Raw genomic sequence first — 18738 nt, forward strand, 5'->3', positions numbered from 1 at the left:
TGGGAGACGGGAACGCGAGTCTGGATACTGGATCGCGTCAGGCGAGAACCGGCCTAATTCGCGAGCGCAGCCCGGATCCGCTCCGCGTGCTGGGCCAGCAGAGCCGGATCCGCCATCCCATCGACGTGGCGGCGCGGCGCCACACCCTCGTGCCGGGGCAGGACGTGGACGTGGAGGTGGAACACGGTCTGGCCAGCCGCCGCCTCGTTGTACTGGTAGACCGCCACGCCGTCGGCCGCGAAGGCGGCCTTGGCGGCCCGCGCCACGGTCTGCACGGCGGCGTAGAGATGGCCGAGCGTGGCCGGATCCGCGTCGAGGAGGTTGCGGCTCGGCACTTTCGGCACCACCAGGGTGTGGCCGTCGGCCTGGGGCATCACGTCCATGAACGCGATGACGTGCTCGTTCTCGTAGACTTTGTGGCAGGGCACCTCGCCCCGCAGGATCTTGCCGAAGATGTTCTGGGGGTCGTAGGCGGTCTCGGTCATGGTCCTGTCCTGTCGGGTCTGACCGGCTCGCTCGCCGATCGGGCCATGCTCCCTGTCAACCCGGGGCCGCGCGGCGGAACCCGGGGTGACGCAGGGAGACGGCGTCGCCAGGACCTTATCCGAACGGCCGTCCGCCCGGAACCGGCCTCAGCCGGCCGCGGCCGCCGAGCGCCGCTCGACCAGACGGGCGAGATACGCCGCGCCGAACGGGATGATCGCGTCGTCGAAGTCGAAGGCGGCGTTGTGCAGGTTCGCCCCGGCCTTGCCCCCGAGCCACGCATAGGCGCCCGGCACCGCGTGCAGCATGTCGGCGAAGTCCTCGCTGCCCATCTTGGGCTCCGGCGCCGTGTCGACCTTGGCGGCGCCGAACAGCTCGGTGGCGATCTCGGCGGCGGCGCGGGTCTGCTCCTCGCTGTTGCGCAGGACCGAGAAGATGTCGCGGATCTCGACCGTGATCTCGGCCCCGAAGGTCGCGGCCACGCCGGCCGCAATCTCGCGCATGCGCTTGGCGACCAGGGCGCGGATGTCGTCGTCGAAGGTGCGGACCGTGCCGGCGAGGTGGGCCTCCTCCGGGATCACGTTGTAGGCCGCACCCGCATGGACCTGGGTGATCGACAGCACCGCCGATTGCAGCGGGTCGGCGTTGCGGCTGACGACGGTCTGCAACGCCTGGACGAGGGCGGCCTGGACCACCACCGGGTCGATGCCGCGGTTCGGCTGCGCCCCATGCGCGCCGCGCCCGATGATGCGGATGTCGAAGAAGTCGGCGGCCGCCATGGCGGGGCCGGGGCGCACCGAGAGCTCGCCGGTCCGCCCGCTCGGGTTGTTGTGCAGGCCGTAGACCTCGTCGCAGGGGAATCGCGAGAAGAGCCCGTCGGCCAGCATGGCGCGGGCGCCCCCTAAGCCTTCTTCCGCGGGCTGGAAGATGAACACCGCGGTGCCGTCGAAGTCGCGGGTCTCGGCGAGGTACTTGGCGGCCCCGAGCAGCATCGTGGTGTGGCCGTCATGGCCGCAGGCGTGCATCGTGCCCGGCACGGTCGAGCGATAGGGGAGGTTGGTCGCCTCCTCGATCGGCAGGGCGTCCATGTCGGCGCGCAGGCCGATGCGCCGGGGGCTGGTGCCGCGGCCCTTGAGCACCCCGACGACGCCGGTGCGGCCGATCTCGCGATGGACCTCGATCCCCCAGGAGGCGAGCATCGACGCCACGATGCCGGAGGTGCGCACCTCCTCGAAGCCGAGCTCGGGATGGGCGTGGAAATCGCGCCGGATGGCAGTGAGCGCCTCGAGGTCGGCGGAGATGCGGTCGATCGGGGACATGTGGCTGAAACACTCCGGACTTCGGCCCGCCTCGCGCAGGGCCTCGACGGCGCGCATCCTCCGGTGCCGACTTCCGCGAGTCCAGGGGCGCGGATGCATGGCCTCCGCGCCCGGCCCGTCTCAATCGGCGATGGCGCCGTAGACGAGCTGCTTGACCTCGCGCCGGTAGTAGGCCCGGCTCGGCCCCGGCGCCTGGGTCATCATCACCACCGCCAGATCCTCCTTGGGATCGACCCAGAAGAACGTGCCGGCATAGCCCGCCCACAGGAATTCGCCCTTGGAGCCCGGCACGCCGGCGATGCCGGCCTCCTTGCGCACCATGAAGCCGAGGCCGAACGTGTAGCCGGGCACGCCCATCAGCAACTCGCCGGGGCTGACGACGGGCTTGATCCGGTCGCCGAGATGGTCCGCGGTCATCAATTCGACACTGGTGCGGCTGAGCACCCGGGCGCCGTCGAGGCTGCCGCCGTCGAGAAGGGCTTGCGCGAAGCGCAGGTAGTCGGCCGCGGTGCCGTAGCCGCCGGCGCCGCCGGAATCGTTCTTCGGCACCGCGCCGTCGATGAGCCGGTTCGGCGTGCCGGTGGCCGGATCGGTCGGCAGGGCCTGGGCGATCCGCCCGGCCTTGTCGGCCGGCACCGAGAAGCCGGTCTCGGACATCTTCAGCGGCCGCAGGACCCGCTCGGCCAGGTAGTCGCCGAGGCGCCGGCCCGAGGCCTTCTCGACGACGCGGCCGAGCACGTCGACCGCCAGGCTGTACTGCCAGACCGTGCCGGGCTGGTAGGCGAGCGGCGCGGCCGCGATCCGGCTGGTGAACTCCTCCGGGGTGAGGTCGGTGGTGTTGTAGTCGAAATCGGGCTTGAACAGGCCGGCCTTGGCGTAGGCCGCCTTCACCGCCGGGTTGGTGGTGATCTCGCCATAGGCGAGGCCGGCCGAGTGGCGCAGCAGGTCCTGCACGGTCGGCGCGCGCTCGGCCGGCACGAGGTCGGGCGCGGCCTCGCCGAGCGCGTTGGGGCGGCTTGCCGCCACCTTCAGGTCCTTGAACTCGGGCAGGTATTTCGAGACCGGGTCGGTGAGCTGGAGCCGGCCATCCTCCACCAGCGTCATCGCGGCGACCGAGGCGAGGGGCTTCGTCATCGAGTAGATGCGGAAGATCGCGTCCTTGGCGAGCGGCGCCCCGGCGGCCTTGTCGCGGAACCCGAAGCTCTCGGCATAGGCGAGGCGGCCGCGCCGGGCGATCATCACCACGGCACCCGGCAGGCGGCCGGCCGCCACCTCCTCCTCCATCACCTGGCCGATCCGGCCGAGCCGCTCCGAGGACAGCCCGACCTCCTCCGGCCGGGCCGGCGCCAGGGCCTCGCCGGTGCGCGGCCTCAGGGCCTGATCGGCGAGGGCCGGGGTGGCGAGCGCGGCGAGGACCGCCCCGATGCAGCCCAGCATGAACCGGCGGGACGCGTGCCCGCGCCCTCTCTCGCTCGTCCGCATGATGTTTCGCTCCCGAACCGGAGCCTCTTTGCGGGCTCCGTGGAGCAAGCGTATCCGGTGAGACACCGGTGCGCTACGGCGCCGTCAGTCCTCGCCCTTCCGGAACGGCGTCGCCTCGTCGAGGGCTTCGGCCGCCGCCTCGACGTGGCGCGCCTCGCGGGCGAGGTAATCGGCGATCGCCGCGCGCAGGCCCGGATCGGCGAAGTCGTGGACGGAATGGGTGATCACAGGGCGGTAGCCCCGGGCGAGCTTGTGCTCGCCCTGCGCGCCGGCCTCGACCCGGTCGAGCCCACGGCTGATCGCGAAATCGATCGCCTGGTAGTAGCAGACCTCGAAATGCAGGAAGGGATGGTCCTCGATGCAGCCCCAGTTGCGGCCGTAGAGGGCGCGGTCGCCGATCAGGTTGATGGCGCCCGCCACGTACTGCCCCTCGCGCCGGGCCATCACCAGCAGGACGCGCTCCGGCATGCGCTCGCCGATCAGCGAGAAGAAGCGGCGGTTGAGATAGGGCCGGCCCCATTTGCGCGAGCCGGTATCCATGTAGAAGCGGTAGAAGGCGTCCCAATGCGCCTCCCGGAGGTCGGAGCCGGTGACCCACTCGATGGTGAGCCCGGCCGCGAGCGCGTCGCGCCGCTCGCGCTTGATCGCCTTGCGCTTGCGCGAGGCCAGCGCCGCGAGGAAATCGTCGAAGGTGGAGTAGCCGGCATTGTCCCAGTGGAACTGCTGGTCGACGCGGCGCAGGAAGCCGAGATCGCCCGCCCGCTCGGCTTCCGCCTCGGGCAGGAAGGTCGCGTGGATCGACGAGGCCTCGACCTGCCGGCGCAGGGCCCGCAGGCCCGCGACGAGCGCGGCGGTGGCCTCACTCACGTCCTCGCCCGGGGCGATCAGGAAGCGCGGCCCCGTCACCGGCGTGAACGGCACGCTGACCTGGAGCTTGGGGTAGTAGCGGCCGCCGGCACGCTCGAACGCGTCGGCCCAGCCGTGATCGAACACGTACTCGCCCTGCGAGTGGGATTTCAGGTAGCACGGGGCGTAGCCGATCACCGTCCCGTCGCGCTCGGCGGCGACGTGCAGCGGCAGCCAGCCGGTGCGGCCACCGACGCAGCCGGACTCCTCCAACGAGGACAGGAAGGCGTGGGTGACGAAGGGGTTGTGGCTCTCCGCCGCCCCCGCGAGCGATTCGGCCGAGAGGGCGCAGCGGTCCCAGTCGGCCGCCGCGACCTCGGAGATGCGCTGGACGACGCGGACCTGCAAGGCGCCCGCCGCCGGGGTGGCGCCGCACCCTGCTTCGCCGGTTGTCTCCATGGGGCCTGGAGTTAGGTCGCGGCCGGCGGCTCGGCAATGCGGCGCGGCCTCGCAGGGAGGAAGAACGGGGAACCGTCCGGCCGCTTTGCCGCTTTGTGTCTCGCCATGAGTGTCCTGCCATGATCACCGACGACACCGCGCGCCCGCGCGTCCCCACGGCGATGCCGACCCCGCAAGGCTCCCCGAACCCGCTGTCACAGGCCTGGGACGACCGGATCGCCCGGCTGCTCGATCTTCTGCCCCGGCGGGTGGGCGATGCGATCGCCTGGCTGCGCGCCCCGTCCCGGCGCTGGATCCGCATCCCGGCCGCCCTGCTGCTGATCCTCGGCGGCGTCCTGGCGGTCCTGCCGGTCTTTGGCCTCTGGATGCTGCCGCTGGGCCTCGCCCTCCTCAGCGAGGACCTGCCGGGCATGAAGCCGTCGCTGGAGCGGTCGGCCCGGTGGCTGGAGGACAAGTGGGCACGGGTCGTCGCGTGGTGGCGCGGCCGGGGCTGAGCGCGCGCGTCAGTTCAACGACGTCATCGCCCCCGTCCGCGGCGCCGGCCAGGACACCACCGGCAGGTCGATATTGGGCAGTTCGACGCTGACGGAATCGCCCGGCATCAGCATCGTGGTGTCCTCGGCCACGATCTCCTGCACCGCCGCGCCGGCCTGGCGGCTGACCCGGTAGGTCGGCTTGGCGCGGCGGGCCTGTGCACGGTCGGAGAGGAAGCGCGGGGCGGAGACCTCGGCCTCGAGGATCAGCCGCTCGGCCACCTCCATCCGGGGCTTCAGCTGCTCCAGGTTCCGCTGGGTGTCGCGCATCTCCGCCGTGACCTCGGTGGCGCGCCGGCTGCGCAGGTCGAGGATCGACAGGTCGGCACGCGAGATCGATTCGCGGGCACGCAGGAGGTCGGTGGTGGTGCGCAGCTTCTCGCTCTCCATCTGGGCCATCGAGCGGCCGGCCGCGATGGTGCGCTGCTGCGTGGCGAGGCCGCGTTCGGCGAGCTGCTCGTTGCTGCGGATCTCGGTGGCGATCAGCTTGATCTGGGTGTCGATGGTGGCGAGCTGGCCGTTCAGCGCGTCGATCTGCTGGCGCAGGAAGCGCTTGAGGTCCTCGATGGCGTCGACCTGGGTCGACAGCGCCTTGCGGCGGGCCTCGAAGATCGAGGTCTCGCGGTCGACGAGGGCGAGAAGGCCGGGATCCGGGCGCCCGGCCAGCTCCTTCGGCGGCTCGAATTTCGGCTTGTCGTCGCGCTCCGCGGCAAGGCGCGCCAGCTTCAGGGCGAGCTGATCGCGGTCCTTGTGCAGGCCGGCGAGGTCGCCCCGCGCGGTGATCGCGTCGCGCTCCAGGCGCAGCAACCCGCCATCGGTGACCCGCGGCGGTCCGCCGGCCAAAGCCACCGCCTTCGCGACCGTGAGCCCCGGCCGGAAGGCGTATTCGCCGGGCTTGTCGACGGCGCCGCTGATGTAGAACGGCCGGTAGACGGCGATCTCGACCGCGGTGTCGGGCGGGTCCGCCAGGTCCATCCGGTCGCGCAGGCGCCGCGCCACCAGCCGGCCGACCTCCCGGGTCGGCAGGCCGGCCACCGGGATGTCGCCGATGATCGGCAGCGACAGCGTGCCGTCGGCCCCGATGGTGAACTCGTCGTTGAGCGCCGTCCAGGCGAAGATCTCGTCGCGGCTCGCCCGCCACTCGAACACCCTGAGCCGGACGCGGTCGAGCGGCCCGAGGGCGTAGTTGGCGAGGCTCCCCGAAGGATTGCTCGCGGCGGCTGGCGGTTGAGACGGCGGGGGAGCAGCGACCTGGGGTGCAGCGACCGGGGGGCGCGGCCCATTCGCCGCGTCCGCTAGACCGGCCGGCAGGCATAGCGCGCCGAGAACGAGCCCGCGCCGGACAGAGGCGGGAAGACGGTGTGCTGCTCGCATGTGGATCAGGCCTTCTCGTCCCGGCACGCTTCCCTGGCGGCAAGCGCGACGCCGGGCTCGTCCCGGTAACTGCCACGAACCCTCTGTCGTCCGGGCCCAAGGCGCAGCCTCCCAATAAGCGGTAGGCCCCGCACCACCCCCCGCGCCTTGCCCCTCCGACCCGCGTTCACCTTCGCTTCTTCGGTCGACCCACCTGCATCCGAACGGCGTAACCCAAGATGAAGCGACGTATATCCACGCAATATTGTGGTGAAATTGACCTCATGGTCGCGCGTCTGCCTATCGTTAATCCCTCGTTAACGGTGGAGACGGCGCATGGCTCGTGGAGCACGACCGCAATCCCGCGTGGGCGGTGGTGATGAACTTGGCAGTAACGGGCTTTCCAGGAGCGGGCGCGGGGGTTCGGTGCCGGCCAGCGGCGGCCTCGCGCTGCTGCTCGCCCCGGGGCTCCTGACGCCGGGAACCTTGACGCCGGGAACCCTGACCCTCTCGCCGGCCATCGAGGCCGGGACTGCGCCGGTCGTCGCCCGGCCCCGCCCGGCGGACGCAGCCCGGCCCGGGGCGTGCCCGGTCGCCAAGCGCACGCTCGACATGGTGGGCGCCACCCTCGGCCTGTTCATGCTGCTACCGCTCCTCCTCGTCATCGCGGTGCTGATCAAGTGCGATTCGCGCGGGCCGGTGCTGTTTCGCCAGAGCCGCATCGGCCTCGGCAACCGACCGTTCCAGGTGTGGAAGTTCCGCACCATGACCTGCTGCGAGAACGGCAGCGTGGTCCGCCAGGCCCGGCGCGACGACCCGCGGGTGACCCGCATCGGCCGCATCCTGCGCCGCACCAGCCTCGACGAGCTGCCCCAGCTCGTGAACGTGCTCGTCGGCTCGATGTCCCTGGTCGGGCCGCGGCCGCACGCGGTGGCGCATGACGCCCAGTTCACCCACACCGTCGCGCGCTACGCCGAGCGCCACGCGGTACGGCCGGGCATCACCGGCTGGGCTCAGGTGCGCGGCTGCCGCGGCGAGACGCCGAACGCCGCCGCAATGCAGCGCCGGGTCGACCTCGATCTCGCCTATATCGAGCATTGGTCGCTGCTGCTCGACCTGATCATCCTCGCGATGACGCTGCGCGAGGTCTTCCGCTCGCAGGCCGCCTACTGACCCTCATCCCGTCATGTCCCGGCTGCGCGCCCGCGCGGCCGGGCGAGGATTCTTTGCGCCGATGACCCTCATCGATCTCCTCCTCTGCATCCTGCTCTGGGCTCTGGTCCTCGCCGGCGCCGTGCCGGTCCTGATCCTTACCGTCCAGGTGCTGGCCTCGCTGCCTGCATTACGCCCGGCACCGACGGCCCCGCGCCGGCCCTCCCTGGCGGTGCTGATCCCGGCCCATGACGAGGCCGGCCAGATCGCCGCCACGGTAGCGGCCCTGCGCCCCGGCCTCGCCGCCGGCGACCGCCTGCTGGTGGTGGCCGACAATTGCCGCGACGCGACCGCCGCCACCGCCCGGGCCGCCGGGGCCGAGGTGGTGGAGCGCGACGACCCCGCGCGGCGCGGCAAGGGCTACGCCCTCGATTTCGGCTACCGCCACCTCGCCCACACCGGCCCGCCCGAGACCCTGGTGGTGGTCGATGCCGATTGCGTCCTGAGCCCGGCCGCCCTCGACCGGATCGCGCGCCTGAGCGCCGCCCTCGACGGGCCGGTCCAGGCGGCCTACCGCCTCGATCCGCCGCCGCAGGCCTCTTCCGCCTTGCGCCTCGCGACTGTCGCGACGGCGCTCAAGCAGATCGGCCGGCCGCTCGGGGGGAGCCGCCTCGGCTGGCCCTGCGGCATCTCGGGCACCGGCTTTGCCGTGCCGACGCGCCTCCTCGGCACGGTCGGGCTGGCGAGCGGGCACCTCGCCGAGGACGTCAAGCTCGGCCTCGACCTGGCGCTGGCCGGCCATCCGCCCCGCTTCTGCCCGGAGGCCGAGGTGACGAGCGCGCTCCCGGCCGGCGCGGCGGCGCGGCAGGCGCAGCAGACCCGCTGGGAGCACGGCCATCTCTCGCTGATCCTGCCCTATGCCGGCGCGCTTCTCCGTGCCGCCCTGCGCCGGGGCGATGCCCGGCTCGCCGCCATGGCCCTCGACCTCTGCGTGCTGCCCCTGGTGACCCTGGCGCTCGCCGAGGCGGGGCTTGCCGGCCTCGCCCTCGTCTGGTGGGCCGTCGGGGGCGGGGCGGGGCCGCTGCTGATCACGGTGGCGAGCCTCGCCGTCCTCGTCCTCGCCTTCGGCCTCGCGGCCCGGCGCTGGGGCCGGGGTCTCCTGCGGTGGCAGGACCTCGCCGCCCTGCCGCGCCTCGTCGCCGGCAAGGCCGGGATCCTGGGCCGCTTCGCGGCGCGACGGCAGACCGAATGGGTGCGCACCGAGCGGGCCGAGGCAGGGAAATCCGCCGGGTAGGAGGCGGCGCGCCGGGGCGTCAAAGCCCCGGCGATCGCTTGGATCCGGACGGCTTCTCGCGCGGACGGAAGTGGCACTCTGCAAGTCGTTCCGGGGCAAGTCGTTCCGTGGCAAGTCGTTCCGGGGCCGTGCCGCGGAGACCGGAATAGCTCGATTTTCTCTCTCGACCCGCTCGAACGACGATAAGGCGCGGCTCCTCTCTTCCCGTCGTGGGAGAGGGGAGACGCGCCCGCCCGGCATCGGGACCGATCAAACGGAGCCCGGACTGGACTTTGCGGGTGGGCGATCCCGCTGCTCGCACCAGGAGCTTGTGAAGCTGGCTCAGCCCGTCGGACTCCGCGACGGCTCCCCCGGTACCGCAGCGCCGGACGGCCCTGCCGCGCGCACCCGCGCCGCATCGAGCACGGCCGCCATCGCGGGGGCGACCGCCCGGAAGGTGGTGCCCTCCTGGACGGTGCGGCGCGCGCCCGCGCCGAGGCGGGCCCGGGCATCGGGATCGTCCCACAGGGCCGCGATGGCGGCGGCGAGGGCCGCAGGGTCCTGTGACGGCACCAGGAGGCCGTTCTCGCCTTCGACCACGTAATCCTCGGTCCCGGCCGCGCGGGTCGCCACGACGGGCTTTCCGAGCATCATCGCCTCGAGCACCGTGACCTGGCCGGAGGTGAAATCGGTGTTGCGCAGGGGCACGACGTTGACCCGCGCCCGCCCGCAGAGGTCGTGGCACTCCGCGATGGTGAGGCCGTTGCGCACGGTGACGGTCGGCGGGAGATCGAGGCCCTCCACGGCGTGGGCGCCGGCGACGATCACGGTCGGCAGGCCGAGCGGCGCGGTCGCCGCGACCAGCGTGGCGTAGTCCCGGTTAGCCGAGCCCATGGCGAGCACGAAGGGCGCCGCCTCGTCCTCCCGCGTCTCGCGCGGCTCGTCGTGGATCGACAGGGGCACGAACACGAACCGGTCGCGGGGCAGGTCCAGCCACTCGGCGTAGAGCGCGATCTCGCGGCGCGAATGCACCACGAACACGTCGACCTGGCCCAGCACCACCCGGGCAAGGCGCGCCTTCCAGCCCCCCGGCGTCCGGCCGAGGTTGAAGCACCAGGCGACGAGGGGCACGTCCCGCCGCCCGAGGACGAGCTTGACCAGGGCCGCCGTCACGGCGAGCTGCGGGAATCCGGTCATCACGCCGGCGCCGCCACGGGGGGCCGCCCGCACCAGGCGCCAGGCGGCCCAAGCGTGGCGCAGGTAGTCCGACCATTCCGATGCGCCGGTCACGGCCCGCGAGCGGTCGTGGTCATAGGGCGCCGGCGCCGTCACGAACCGGTGGGGCCCGCCGACGTGACGGGGAATCCAGTCGCCGCCCTCGTCCCGCAGGAAGGGCACCGCGAGGATCCACTGCATCGAACCGGCTGCCGTCATGATCGATCCGAAGCCTCGCTTGAGCACGGCCGAGCCGCCTGAGGGGGGTGCGCGGGACGAGAGCTTAAAGAGCGGCCGGACGAGCCGGAGCGGCGCAATCCGGCGGCTCTCCCCCCGAGAAAGGCGACGGGCACCACCGAAAGGCGCAAGGCTCACGCACCGTCCGGTCGAGATGCGGGACGGCCTCGCGCCCCGAAGGCGACGCTTCGCGCGAGGCGCCGGCCCGCTACCCTGCGGCTGGTCCTTGACGGGAGATCCGCGCCGATGCCTCGTTCCGCCGCCGCCCTCGCGCTCGGCCTCGCCCTGCTGACCACCCCGGCCCGGGCGGAAGACCCGTTCCGGGATCCCGTCGCGCAGCCCTTCGCCTCGACGAGCATCTGGAACATGCCGCTCGGCCGCGAGGCCGTGTTCCAGCACGGCGACGGTGCCGAGACGGCGCTCCTGCGCAACCAGAATGCCGGCGGGCCGGCGGGGGCCTATGCGTGGATCGGCGGCCACGCCTTCGGGATCTACCGCCAGGGACCGGACGACCCGGAACGGACCTGGACCTATCGCGGCCGGCCGCCGGGCGTGCCCTGGCCGCATGGCGGCAGCCCGGGCGGCGGCCGGTTCACCTTGCGCACGCCGCCCGGCATCGCCTTCCTGGGCGGCACCGACCGGCACGCGGTCCTCATCGATGCGGAGGGCCGCTACGCCTACGAGATATGGCTCGGCGCGTTCGAGCCGATCCGCAACCTCTACTCGGCGCAGTTTCTGGTGCGCACCGACCTGCGCGGCAGCGGCATCGCCGCCAAGGCCGGCACCACGGAGGGCGTGCGCGCCTTCGGCGGCTCGCTCGTCGGCGGCCTGGTGCGAAAGGCCGAACTCGATCGCGGCGAGATCCGCCACGCCATCGCCATGGCGGCGAGCACCAGCCAGGCGAGCCCGACCCGCATCGTCTGGCCGGCCTCTTCCACCGATGGGGGCGGGCAGAACGGGCATACCGGCCTGATCCCGATGGGAGCGCTGTTCGCGATCCCGCCGCAGGTCGATCTCGGCCGTCTCGGCCTCGCCACACCGGAGGGGCGGGCGCTCGCCCGGGCGTTCCAGGATTTCGGCGGCTACATCACCGACACCGCCGGCCGTACTCTGGTGATCGCCTATCTGGAGGAGGGCTGCACCGAGGCGCAGATCAACCACCTGCAATCCGACAAGGACAAGATCCTGTCGGTGCTGGCGATGGTGACCAACAACGACGCCGCCCATCCGGGCGGCCCCGGCCCCCGCGTGGCGCCGCCGCCGCCGCCGCTCAAGGGGGAGTGACGTCGCCCGCACGGGGAAGGAATTCAGGCCGGGTCTCCGCTCCGTGCACTCAGGCGCGAGATGCGGCCGAAACGATATCCCTTTCGACTTGCCCCGACGACCTGATACCCGCGACGTCATGTCGGGCCCGCGAGAGCGGAGCCCGGAATGACGATGGAGATGTTCAGCTCTGTCGGGCGGATCAAGCGAACGATGAGCCTCCAGACATGGACTGCCCGCGGACCTGGGCCGCCGGTGGTGGAGGCTCGGTCCGTGAGACCGCTCGCAGGGACAACGAAAATCCGACGCCGGCCGGCTCGGCCGCGTCGGGGGATAGGCAGCCTGAAGGGGCGGCTCCAGGCTCGCCCCGGGCGGGACCGCGCGGGAGGCCTCCCCCGCGCCCACTGGCCTACAGCTTGAGATCGGAGCGGGATTCGAAGGCCCGGATCGCCACCTCGGTCCGGTTGGTCGCGCCGACCTTGCGCATGATGTTGCGCACATGCACCTTGACGGTACTCTCCTTCATGTTGAGCTCGAAAGCGATGATCTTGTTCGCCTTGCCCTTCTGCAGCTGCTCCAGCACCGCGGTCTGGCGTGGGGTGAACTGGCTGCGGGGATCGGCTGCCCCGGCATCCTCGGCGCCGCCCCGGCGCTGCAGCAGGCAGCTCGCCGGCACGAAGACGCCGCCGGCCCGCACCAGGCGCATCGCCTCGATCGCTACCTTGAGGCTGACATTGGTGGGGATGTAGCCGCGGGCGCCCTCGTTGAGGCGATCGACGATCTCGCCCGGATCCTCGCTGTCGCAGAGCAGGACCAGGCTGGTATTCGGCCCGATCCGCGAGCGCAGGGCCGCCTCGCGCTGGGCGGAGCCGCGGCCGGCCTCGCGGGGATCGTAGTAGAGCACCACCAGGTCGCCATCCTGGTGGCCGACCTTGCCCCGCTCCCACTCGTCGATCGACGCGAAGGTCACGACCTCGTGGTTCGGGATCGCTTCGGCGAGGCAGTTGCGCAGGCATTCCCGCACCAGCTGCCGCGGCTCGATGATCGCGATGGCAGGCTTCAGGCCGGCTTCCTCGCCCGGCTCCGACGCCTCCACCACGGTCTCACTCACTTCGACCAATCGGCGGCCCCGCGAAGCGAGGCCGTAATCAACGAGAGCGGGCGTCGACATGCTTCACCTCCACCACTGTACGATCGATGATTATTGTTGGATGCGCCTCCCGGACTGATGGCCGCGGCCCGGCAAGACCGTGCGGCGCCACCCCTTGTCCGGAGCCGGATCTGTGAAGGCAACCGGCGCCGCCGGGCCCGCGACTGGGTGATCCAGTCGATCCGGCCACTCGCATCCGCCCGCTCCTTCTGATTTCAGTCCTAACACGGCCACAAAACAGTTACAATCCTCAATATGATGGTCTAGGCCGACTTACACTGATGAGATCCGACGACTTGATTGCTGCCTACGAAGATACGATCATTTGATACACACGCATTGCGTGTATTTCGCAATCCAACGCGGAACATTTGTTACTTTAGAGCATGCCATGCAGACATGCAAAGACACTCGGCGGGAACATATGCGATCCCCGAGTGGTTTATACTTGGACAGGAATGATTGTTAGCGCTTCACGAGCCGGAACAATGCCCGGCATGGGGGCATGCCCTGAGCGCCTCTCTCGAGCATGATGGATGGATACAGCCGCGTCAGCAATGATCCGGTTCGGAGGCACCCGCCTGCAGGACGGCGCGGCGCACGCAAGCCCCGTCAGGAAGCAGGGCGGACAACAGCCCCCGCCCATCGTCCTCGATCCACCTCATCGCCAATCCTGTACATTATCTTATGTAGAGAACCTGACATTGCCGCTCTAGGGCGGCGCGCTTCGGTCGCGCTCAACAATCATCAGAGGCATGTCCAATCAACCATATCGTTTGATAATTTTTAACGGTAAATGTTGCAGCGCATCGCTTCAGACCAGAACAGATCAGCGGCGGGCTCGGCGCCCGCCGCTGCTTCATCCCTGTACCGGGCCGGACTCCTCAGGCGCTGAGGGGCAGGGCGGGGCGGCCTGCCAGGGCCTCCGCCAGGGCGCCCGCGACGGCGTGGACGGTCTCCTCGCCCATGCCGGCATAGAGCGGCAGCAGGATGCAGCGGTCGCGCGCAGCCTCCGAGTGGGGAAGGGGGCTGCGCAGCCTCAAGTCGGCATAGGCCGGCTCGAGGTGGATGCACATCACGCCGCGGCGGCTGGCGATGCCGCGGTCGAGCAGGCCCTGCATCACCGCGACCTGATCGGCCCCCGGGTCGAGACGGATGGCATAGCTCTGCCAGTTCGACCGGGCCCAGCCCGGCTCGGCCGGGACCGCGACGGGAAGGCCCGCCAGGGCCTCGGCGTAGAGGTCGGCGAGACGGCGGCGCTCCGCCACGATGGCATCGAGCCGCGCGAGCTGCACCCGGCCGATCGCCGCCTGCAGGTCGGTCAATCGGTAGTTGTAGCCGGTCGTGGGATAATCCTCGAACACCACGGCCCGGCTGGCATGGCGGGCGACGTCGGAGACGCCCATCCCGTGCTGGCGCCAGAGCCGGAACTGCCGGTCCCAGGCGGCATGGCGGGTGACCAGCATGCCGCCCTCGCCGGTGGTGAGGATCTTGCGCGGATGCATCGAGAAGCAGGCGACGTCCCCGAGCGGCCGGCCGATCCGCTGCCATTCCCCGTCGATCCGGATCTCCGAGCCGATGGCGCAGGCGGCGTCCTCGACGAGGCGGAGGCCGTGCCGGCGGGCGATCGGAACGAGCCGGGCCATGTCGCAGGGCATGCCGATCTGGTGCACCGCCAGAATGGCCCTGGTGCGCGGCGTGATCGCGGCTTCCGCCAGATCGGGATCGATGGTCAGGGTGACGGGATCGATGTCGACCAGCACCGGCTCGGCTCCGCATTGCCGGATGGCATTGGCGCAGGCGATGAAGGTGTGGCTGACGGTGATGACCTCGTCGCCGGGCCCGACGCCGGCGGCGAGCAGCGCCAGGTGCAGGGCGGTGGTGCAGTTCGAGACCGCGCAGGCGTGGGGCGCGCCGACCGCCGCCGCGAACTCGGCCTCGAAGGCGGCGACCTGCGGTCCTTGCGTGAGCCAGCCGGAGCGGATGACGGCGCTCGCCGCCTCGACCTCGGCCTCGCCGAGGCTCGGCTTGATGATCGGGATCACGAGGCGAGCTCCATCACGGGGGCGGGGCGGGGGGCAGGGGCTGCCTCGGCGGCCATGCGGTTGGCCCGCCACCAGGCGACCAGGGCGTCGAGGCCCTCGTCGAGGCCGATCCCGGCCTGGAAGCCGGTCAGCGCGCGGGCGAGGCGGATATCGGCGAGGCGCCGCGGCACCGGGTTGACGCTGCGCTCGGCCTCGTGGACCGGCACCAGGTCCGGCCGGCCCATCACGGCGGCGAGCCGTTGCGCCAGTTCGAGGAGCGAGGTTTCTTCGCAGCGCCCGATATTGAGCGCCACGTCGCTCGCCGAGGAGAGCGCCGCCAGGATGTTGGCCCGGGCGACGTCGCGCACGTCGATGAAGTCCATGGTCTGCAAGCCGTCGCCGAAGATCAGCGGCGGCTCGCCCCGGGCGATCCGCTCCATCCAACGGATCAGGACCTCGGTGTAGCGCCCGTGCAGGTCCATGCGCGGTCCGTAGACGTTGAAGTAGCGCAAGGCGACGTAGTCGAGCCCGTTCATGTCGTTGGTGGAGCGCAGCAGGCCCTCGCCGAAGCTCTTGGCCGCGCCGTAGAGCGTGCGGTTGCCGGAATGCGGCTCGGTCTCCGGGGTCGGGAAGGTCGTGGCCATGCCGTAGACCGAGGCCGAGGAGGCGTAGACGACCTTGCCCACCTTCTCCTCGACGCAGAGCTCGACGAGGCTCGCGGTCGCATCGACCATCACCTCGATCGCCTCGCGCGGCTCGGCGGCGCAGTGGGTGATGCGCAAAGCCGCCTGGTGGAAGACGGTGTCGCAGCCCGCCACCAGCCCGGCCATCAGGTCGCGGTCGCGGATGTCGCCGATGACCAGCTCGACCGCGCCCGAAGCCATGGCGCCGGAGAGGTTCTCGGTCCGGCCCCGGACCAGGTTGTCGACCACCACGATCTCGCGGCAGCCCCGCGCCACCAGGAGGTCGACGATGTGGGAGCCGACGAAGCCGGCCCCGCCGGTGACGAGGACGCGGTTGAGCGCGCGGCAAGGCTCGACGAGAGACGGCTCACACGGCTTCAGCATAACGGTCTCCCAAACTGTCGGTGAGGGCCGCGACGACGGTGGCGATCTGCCGCTCGGTGATCTCGGGGAAGAGCGGCAGGGACAGCCACTCGCCGGCCAGCGCCTCCGAGACCGGGCAGGGCGTGCCGAGGCGCACCCGGTCGGCATAGGCCGGCTGGTGATGCACCGCCCTCGGGTAGTGGATGCCGGTGGCGACGCCCGCCTCCTGCATCCGGGCCCGCACCGCGTCCCGGTCCGGCACCCGCACGGCGTAGACGTGGTAGACGTGGTCGCGCCCGCCGGCCTTCGGCGCCTTGAGACCGGCCTGGGAGAGGAGCGCGTCGTAGCGCGCCGCCGCCCGCCGCCGTCCCTCGGTCCAGCCGTCGAGGTAGCGCAGCTTCACGCCGAGTGCGGCCGCCTGCACGGTGTCGAGGCGGTAGTTGAAGCCCGGGCGGACGTGGTTGTAGCGCCCCTCCTGGCCCCAGTCGCGCAACGAGCGCAGGGTCCTGGCGATGTCGGGGTCCTGGGTGGTGATCGCCCCGCCCTCGCCGCAGGCCCCGAGATTCTTGCCCGGGTAGAAGCTGAAGCAGCCGACCGTCCCGAAGGCGCCGGCGCGGCGCCCGCCCCGCTCGGCGCCGTGGGCTTGCGCGGCATCCTCCACCACCGTGATGCCGTGGCGCTCGGCGATCGAGCAGATCGCCGCCATGTCGGCGAGGCGCCCGTGCAGGTGGACCGGCACCACCGCGCGGGTGCGGGGGGTGATCGCCGCCGCGAAGGCCGCCGGATCCATGGTGTAGGTCTGGGGATCGACATCCACCAGGACGGGCTTGGCGCCGGCATAGAGGATCGCCGCGACGGTGGCCACGAAGGTCATGCCGACGGTGATCACCTCGTCGCCGGGGCGCACCCCGGCGGCGATCAGCCCGAGATGGAGGGCGGCGGTGCCGGTGCTCACCGACACCGCCTCCGCGGTCCCGCAATGGGCCGCGAAGTCGCGCTCGAAGGCGGCGACCTGGGGCCCGAGCACGTAGGCGCCGCTGCGGAGCACCGCCAGCACCGCCTCCTCCAGGGGCTCCTGCACGGCCCGGTACTGGGCCTCGAGGTCGAGAAGCGGGATCATCAGGCGGCCCTCAGGGGAGACAGGTCGATCGGGTGGCCGCGCTGGGCCAGGGATTGCGAGGCGGCTTCGAGCAGGCGCACCACGCGCAGCCCGCTCTCGCCGGAGGTGAGCGGGGTCTCGCCGTTCGTGATGCAGCGGGCGAAGTGCTCGATCTCGGTGACGAGCGCCTCCTTGACCGGGATGTGCGGGGTCCAGACGTCGCCCATGCGGTAGGCCGGCAGGATGCGCCGGATCTCCTCCTGCGAGGGCCGCTCGTCGAACTCGACGCCGCGGTCGTAGACCTTGACCTTCTCGCTCGGCTCCATGTCGTCGAAGACGATCATCCGGCGGCTGCCGCCGATCAGGGTGCGGCGGATCTTCACCGGGGCGAGCCAGTTCACGTTGAGATGCGCGGTGACCCCGCCCTCGAGGTAGAGGGTGATGTGGGCGAGGTTCTCCGGGCTTCCCTTGATGTGGCCGGCGCCGGTGGCCGAGATCGCCAGCGTCTCGGCCGGCAGCAGGTAGTCCAGGATGGCGAGGTCGTGCACCGCCAGGTCCCAGATCACGTTCACGTCGTCCTGGAACAGGCCGAAATTGATCCGTGTCGAGTCGTAATAGAACAGGTTGCCGGTGACGCCGGTATCGATCAGCTCGCGGATCTTCTGGACCGCGCCGGTATACACGAAGGTGTGGTCGACCATGAGCGTGAGGCGGCGCTTGGCCGCCTCGGCCACGAGGCGGGCGGCCTCGCGGGAGGTCGGGGTGATCGGCTTCTCGACCAGCACGTGCTTGCCGGCCATGAGGGCGGCGAGCGCGATCTCGTAATGCAGCCGGGTCGGCGTCGCGATGGCGATCGCGTCGATCTCCGGATCGGCCAGCATGCGCTGCCAATTGTCGTCGATCGTCACCCCCGGATGGCGGGTGGCGGCCCGACTTTGCGCGGCCGGCGACGGATCGGCGATCGCCTTCAGGGTCGTGCCGCTCGCCTCCGCGACGCAGCGGGCGATGTTCGGCCCGAAATAGCCGTAACCGATGACTCCGATCCCGATCATGACGCCTCCGCGAGGTTGAGCAGGGAAGAGGGGTGGGAGGGGGTGGCTGGCAGGCCGGCCTCATCGCTGGCCTGGGCGGTCACGCCCGCCGCGTCTCCGGCTCTGGCAGGCACGCCCGCGACCTGCGCGCCGGGCGGCACGTCGCGGGTGACGACCGAGCCGGGGGCGATCCGGGCGCCCGCGCCGATCGAGAGCCCGCACAGGATCGTGGAATTGGCGCCGATGACCGCGCCCGCCCCGACCCGGGTCGTCTCCAGGGTCCAGTCCTCCGGCCCCATCAGGGTGCCGGCCGCCGTGACGGCGCGGGGATGACGGTCGTTGGTGAACATCACGCCGGGACCGATCGCGACGTCGTCCTCGAGGCTCACGCCCTCGCACAGGAAGGCATTGGCGCCGATCCGGCAGCGCGCCCCGACCACGGCGCTGCGCTGGATCTCCACGAAGGGCTCGATCCGCGACCCGGCGCCGACGGTGCAGCCATAGACGTTGACGAGGGCGGGATCGGCGATGATGGCGCTGGCATCGATCCTCGCATTCACGACCGGCATTCCGTCCCCCGTCGCATCCCAGGCTTGAGACGCTAGGCGGCCGGCGCGGCCAAGTAATCGTGCCAATGCGAGGGTACGCGTTACACCCTAATCACCCCGATCGACGTCAGAACGGTCCAGTCTTTCTACCGCTTCGGATGTAGTTGCCGATGTCACGACCAATCCGGCGGGGAGCGACGCCTCGCCGTTTTCGGCTCTGGGCAG

At 71.3% G+C, this 18738-nt stretch carries 16 protein-coding genes; 4 read left to right on the forward strand and 12 right to left on the reverse strand.

Annotation, left to right across the window (positions count from 1 at the left end; translation table 11 throughout):
* Window positions 1–53: 53 nt before the first annotated feature.
* From DA075_RS04895 to DA075_RS04910, 4 genes are all read right to left on the reverse strand, one after another.
* Window positions 54–485 carry an HIT family protein gene (locus DA075_RS04895; RefSeq protein WP_099952264.1) on the reverse strand — a complete coding sequence of 144 codons (432 nt, stop codon included), beginning with the start codon at window positions 483–485 and terminating at the stop codon, window positions 54–56.
* 147 nt (window positions 486–632) lie between these two features.
* Entirely contained in the window at window positions 633–1802 is a 1170-nt protein-coding gene (locus DA075_RS04900) for a M20 aminoacylase family protein (protein WP_099956409.1), read from the reverse strand.
* A gap of 120 nt (window positions 1803–1922) precedes the next feature.
* Window positions 1923–3284, reverse strand: coding sequence for a serine hydrolase domain-containing protein (locus DA075_RS04905; protein ID WP_099952265.1), 1362 nt, complete (start codon window positions 3282–3284; stop codon window positions 1923–1925).
* Between the two features lie 84 nt (window positions 3285–3368).
* Window positions 3369–4589, reverse strand: coding sequence for a GNAT family N-acetyltransferase (locus DA075_RS04910; RefSeq protein WP_099952266.1), 1221 nt, complete (start codon window positions 4587–4589; stop codon window positions 3369–3371).
* A 161-nt stretch (window positions 4590–4750) separates the two neighbouring features.
* Between DA075_RS04910 and DA075_RS04915 the strand changes: the two genes are divergently transcribed.
* Window positions 4751–5083: a hypothetical protein gene (locus DA075_RS04915; protein WP_099956410.1), complete on the forward strand. Its 333-nt coding sequence runs from the start codon at window positions 4751–4753 to the stop codon at window positions 5081–5083.
* Window positions 5084–5092: 9 nt separating this feature from the next.
* On the opposite strand, the gene DA075_RS04920 is transcribed toward DA075_RS04915, so the two are convergent.
* On the reverse strand, window positions 5093–6496 hold the full coding sequence (locus tag DA075_RS04920; protein WP_099952267.1) for a polysaccharide biosynthesis/export family protein: 1404 nt from the start codon (window positions 6494–6496) through the stop codon (window positions 5093–5095).
* A gap of 405 nt (window positions 6497–6901) precedes the next feature.
* Between DA075_RS04920 and DA075_RS04925 the strand changes: the two genes are divergently transcribed.
* Both DA075_RS04925 and DA075_RS04930 read left to right on the forward strand, forming a co-directional pair.
* Window positions 6902–7648, forward strand: coding sequence for an exopolysaccharide biosynthesis polyprenyl glycosylphosphotransferase (locus DA075_RS04925; protein ID WP_244936503.1), 747 nt, complete (start codon window positions 6902–6904; stop codon window positions 7646–7648).
* 61 nt (window positions 7649–7709) lie between these two features.
* On the forward strand, window positions 7710–8921 hold the full coding sequence (locus DA075_RS04930) for a glycosyltransferase family 2 protein (protein WP_164712207.1): 1212 nt from the start codon (window positions 7710–7712) through the stop codon (window positions 8919–8921).
* Window positions 8922–9242: 321 nt separating this feature from the next.
* Here DA075_RS04930 and DA075_RS36400 read toward each other — a convergent pair whose 3' ends face one another.
* Window positions 9243–10334, reverse strand: a complete 1092-nt coding sequence (locus DA075_RS36400; protein WP_164712208.1) for a glycosyltransferase family 4 protein — start codon at window positions 10332–10334, stop codon at window positions 9243–9245.
* 264 nt (window positions 10335–10598) lie between these two features.
* Between DA075_RS36400 and DA075_RS36405 the strand changes: the two genes are divergently transcribed.
* Window positions 10599–11636 carry a hypothetical protein gene (locus DA075_RS36405; RefSeq protein WP_164712209.1) on the forward strand — a complete coding sequence of 346 codons (1038 nt, stop codon included), beginning with the start codon at window positions 10599–10601 and terminating at the stop codon, window positions 11634–11636.
* A gap of 388 nt (window positions 11637–12024) precedes the next feature.
* Here DA075_RS36405 and DA075_RS04940 read toward each other — a convergent pair whose 3' ends face one another.
* From DA075_RS04940 to DA075_RS04965, 6 genes are all read right to left on the reverse strand, one after another.
* A complete protein-coding gene (locus tag DA075_RS04940; protein ID WP_099952270.1) occupies window positions 12025–12786 on the reverse strand; it encodes a response regulator transcription factor in 762 nt (253 codons plus the stop codon).
* 863 nt (window positions 12787–13649) lie between these two features.
* Entirely contained in the window at window positions 13650–14810 is a 1161-nt protein-coding gene (locus DA075_RS04945; protein WP_099952271.1) for a DegT/DnrJ/EryC1/StrS family aminotransferase, read from the reverse strand.
* Window positions 14807–15856: an NAD-dependent epimerase/dehydratase family protein gene (locus DA075_RS04950; RefSeq protein ID WP_099952272.1), complete on the reverse strand. Its 1050-nt coding sequence runs from the start codon at window positions 15854–15856 to the stop codon at window positions 14807–14809. Before DA075_RS04950 ends, DA075_RS04945 begins: the two co-directional genes overlap by 4 nt.
* Window positions 15840–16955, reverse strand: coding sequence for a DegT/DnrJ/EryC1/StrS family aminotransferase (locus DA075_RS04955; RefSeq protein WP_099952273.1), 1116 nt, complete (start codon window positions 16953–16955; stop codon window positions 15840–15842). The genes DA075_RS04950 and DA075_RS04955 overlap by 17 nt, the downstream gene beginning before the upstream one ends.
* Window positions 16955–17986: a Gfo/Idh/MocA family protein gene (locus DA075_RS04960; RefSeq protein WP_099952274.1), complete on the reverse strand. Its 1032-nt coding sequence runs from the start codon at window positions 17984–17986 to the stop codon at window positions 16955–16957. Before DA075_RS04960 ends, DA075_RS04955 begins: the two co-directional genes overlap by 1 nt.
* Window positions 17983–18534 carry an acyltransferase gene (locus tag DA075_RS04965; RefSeq protein ID WP_099952275.1) on the reverse strand — a complete coding sequence of 184 codons (552 nt, stop codon included), beginning with the start codon at window positions 18532–18534 and terminating at the stop codon, window positions 17983–17985. Before DA075_RS04965 ends, DA075_RS04960 begins: the two co-directional genes overlap by 4 nt.
* Between the last annotated feature and the right edge of the window lie 204 nt (window positions 18535–18738).

The organism is Methylobacterium currus (assembly GCF_003058325.1).
GTDB lineage: Bacteria > Pseudomonadota > Alphaproteobacteria > Rhizobiales > Beijerinckiaceae > Methylobacterium > Methylobacterium currus.

What these genes read in the sequence shown, in the direction of transcription:
- DA075_RS04915 (WP_099956410.1), top strand. Translation starts at nt 4,751, where the DNA reads ATGCCGACCCCGCAAGGCTCCCCGAACCCGCTGTCACAGGCCTGGGAC.
- DA075_RS36405 (WP_164712209.1), top strand. Translation starts at nt 10,599, where the DNA reads ATGCCTCGTTCCGCCGCCGCCCTCGCGCTCGGCCTCGCCCTGCTGACC.
- DA075_RS36400 (WP_164712208.1), bottom strand. Translation starts at nt 10,334, where the DNA reads ATGACGGCAGCCGGTTCGATGCAGTGGATCCTCGCGGTGCCCTTCCTG.
- DA075_RS04930 (WP_164712207.1), top strand. Translation starts at nt 7,710, where the DNA reads ATGACCCTCATCGATCTCCTCCTCTGCATCCTGCTCTGGGCTCTGGTC.
- DA075_RS04905 (WP_099952265.1), bottom strand. Translation starts at nt 3,284, where the DNA reads ATGCGGACGAGCGAGAGAGGGCGCGGGCACGCGTCCCGCCGGTTCATG.
- DA075_RS04960 (WP_099952274.1), bottom strand. Translation starts at nt 17,986, where the DNA reads ATGATCGGGATCGGAGTCATCGGTTACGGCTATTTCGGGCCGAACATC.
- DA075_RS04920 (WP_099952267.1), bottom strand. Translation starts at nt 6,496, where the DNA reads ATGCGAGCAGCACACCGTCTTCCCGCCTCTGTCCGGCGCGGGCTCGTT.
- DA075_RS04950 (WP_099952272.1), bottom strand. Translation starts at nt 15,856, where the DNA reads ATGCTGAAGCCGTGTGAGCCGTCTCTCGTCGAGCCTTGCCGCGCGCTC.
- DA075_RS04900 (WP_099956409.1), bottom strand. Translation starts at nt 1,802, where the DNA reads ATGTCCCCGATCGACCGCATCTCCGCCGACCTCGAGGCGCTCACTGCC.
- DA075_RS04940 (WP_099952270.1), bottom strand. Translation starts at nt 12,786, where the DNA reads ATGTCGACGCCCGCTCTCGTTGATTACGGCCTCGCTTCGCGGGGCCGC.
- DA075_RS04895 (WP_099952264.1), bottom strand. Translation starts at nt 485, where the DNA reads ATGACCGAGACCGCCTACGACCCCCAGAACATCTTCGGCAAGATCCTG.
- DA075_RS04955 (WP_099952273.1), bottom strand. Translation starts at nt 16,955, where the DNA reads ATGATCCCGCTTCTCGACCTCGAGGCCCAGTACCGGGCCGTGCAGGAG.
- DA075_RS04965 (WP_099952275.1), bottom strand. Translation starts at nt 18,534, where the DNA reads ATGCCGGTCGTGAATGCGAGGATCGATGCCAGCGCCATCATCGCCGAT.
- DA075_RS04910 (WP_099952266.1), bottom strand. Translation starts at nt 4,589, where the DNA reads ATGGAGACAACCGGCGAAGCAGGGTGCGGCGCCACCCCGGCGGCGGGC.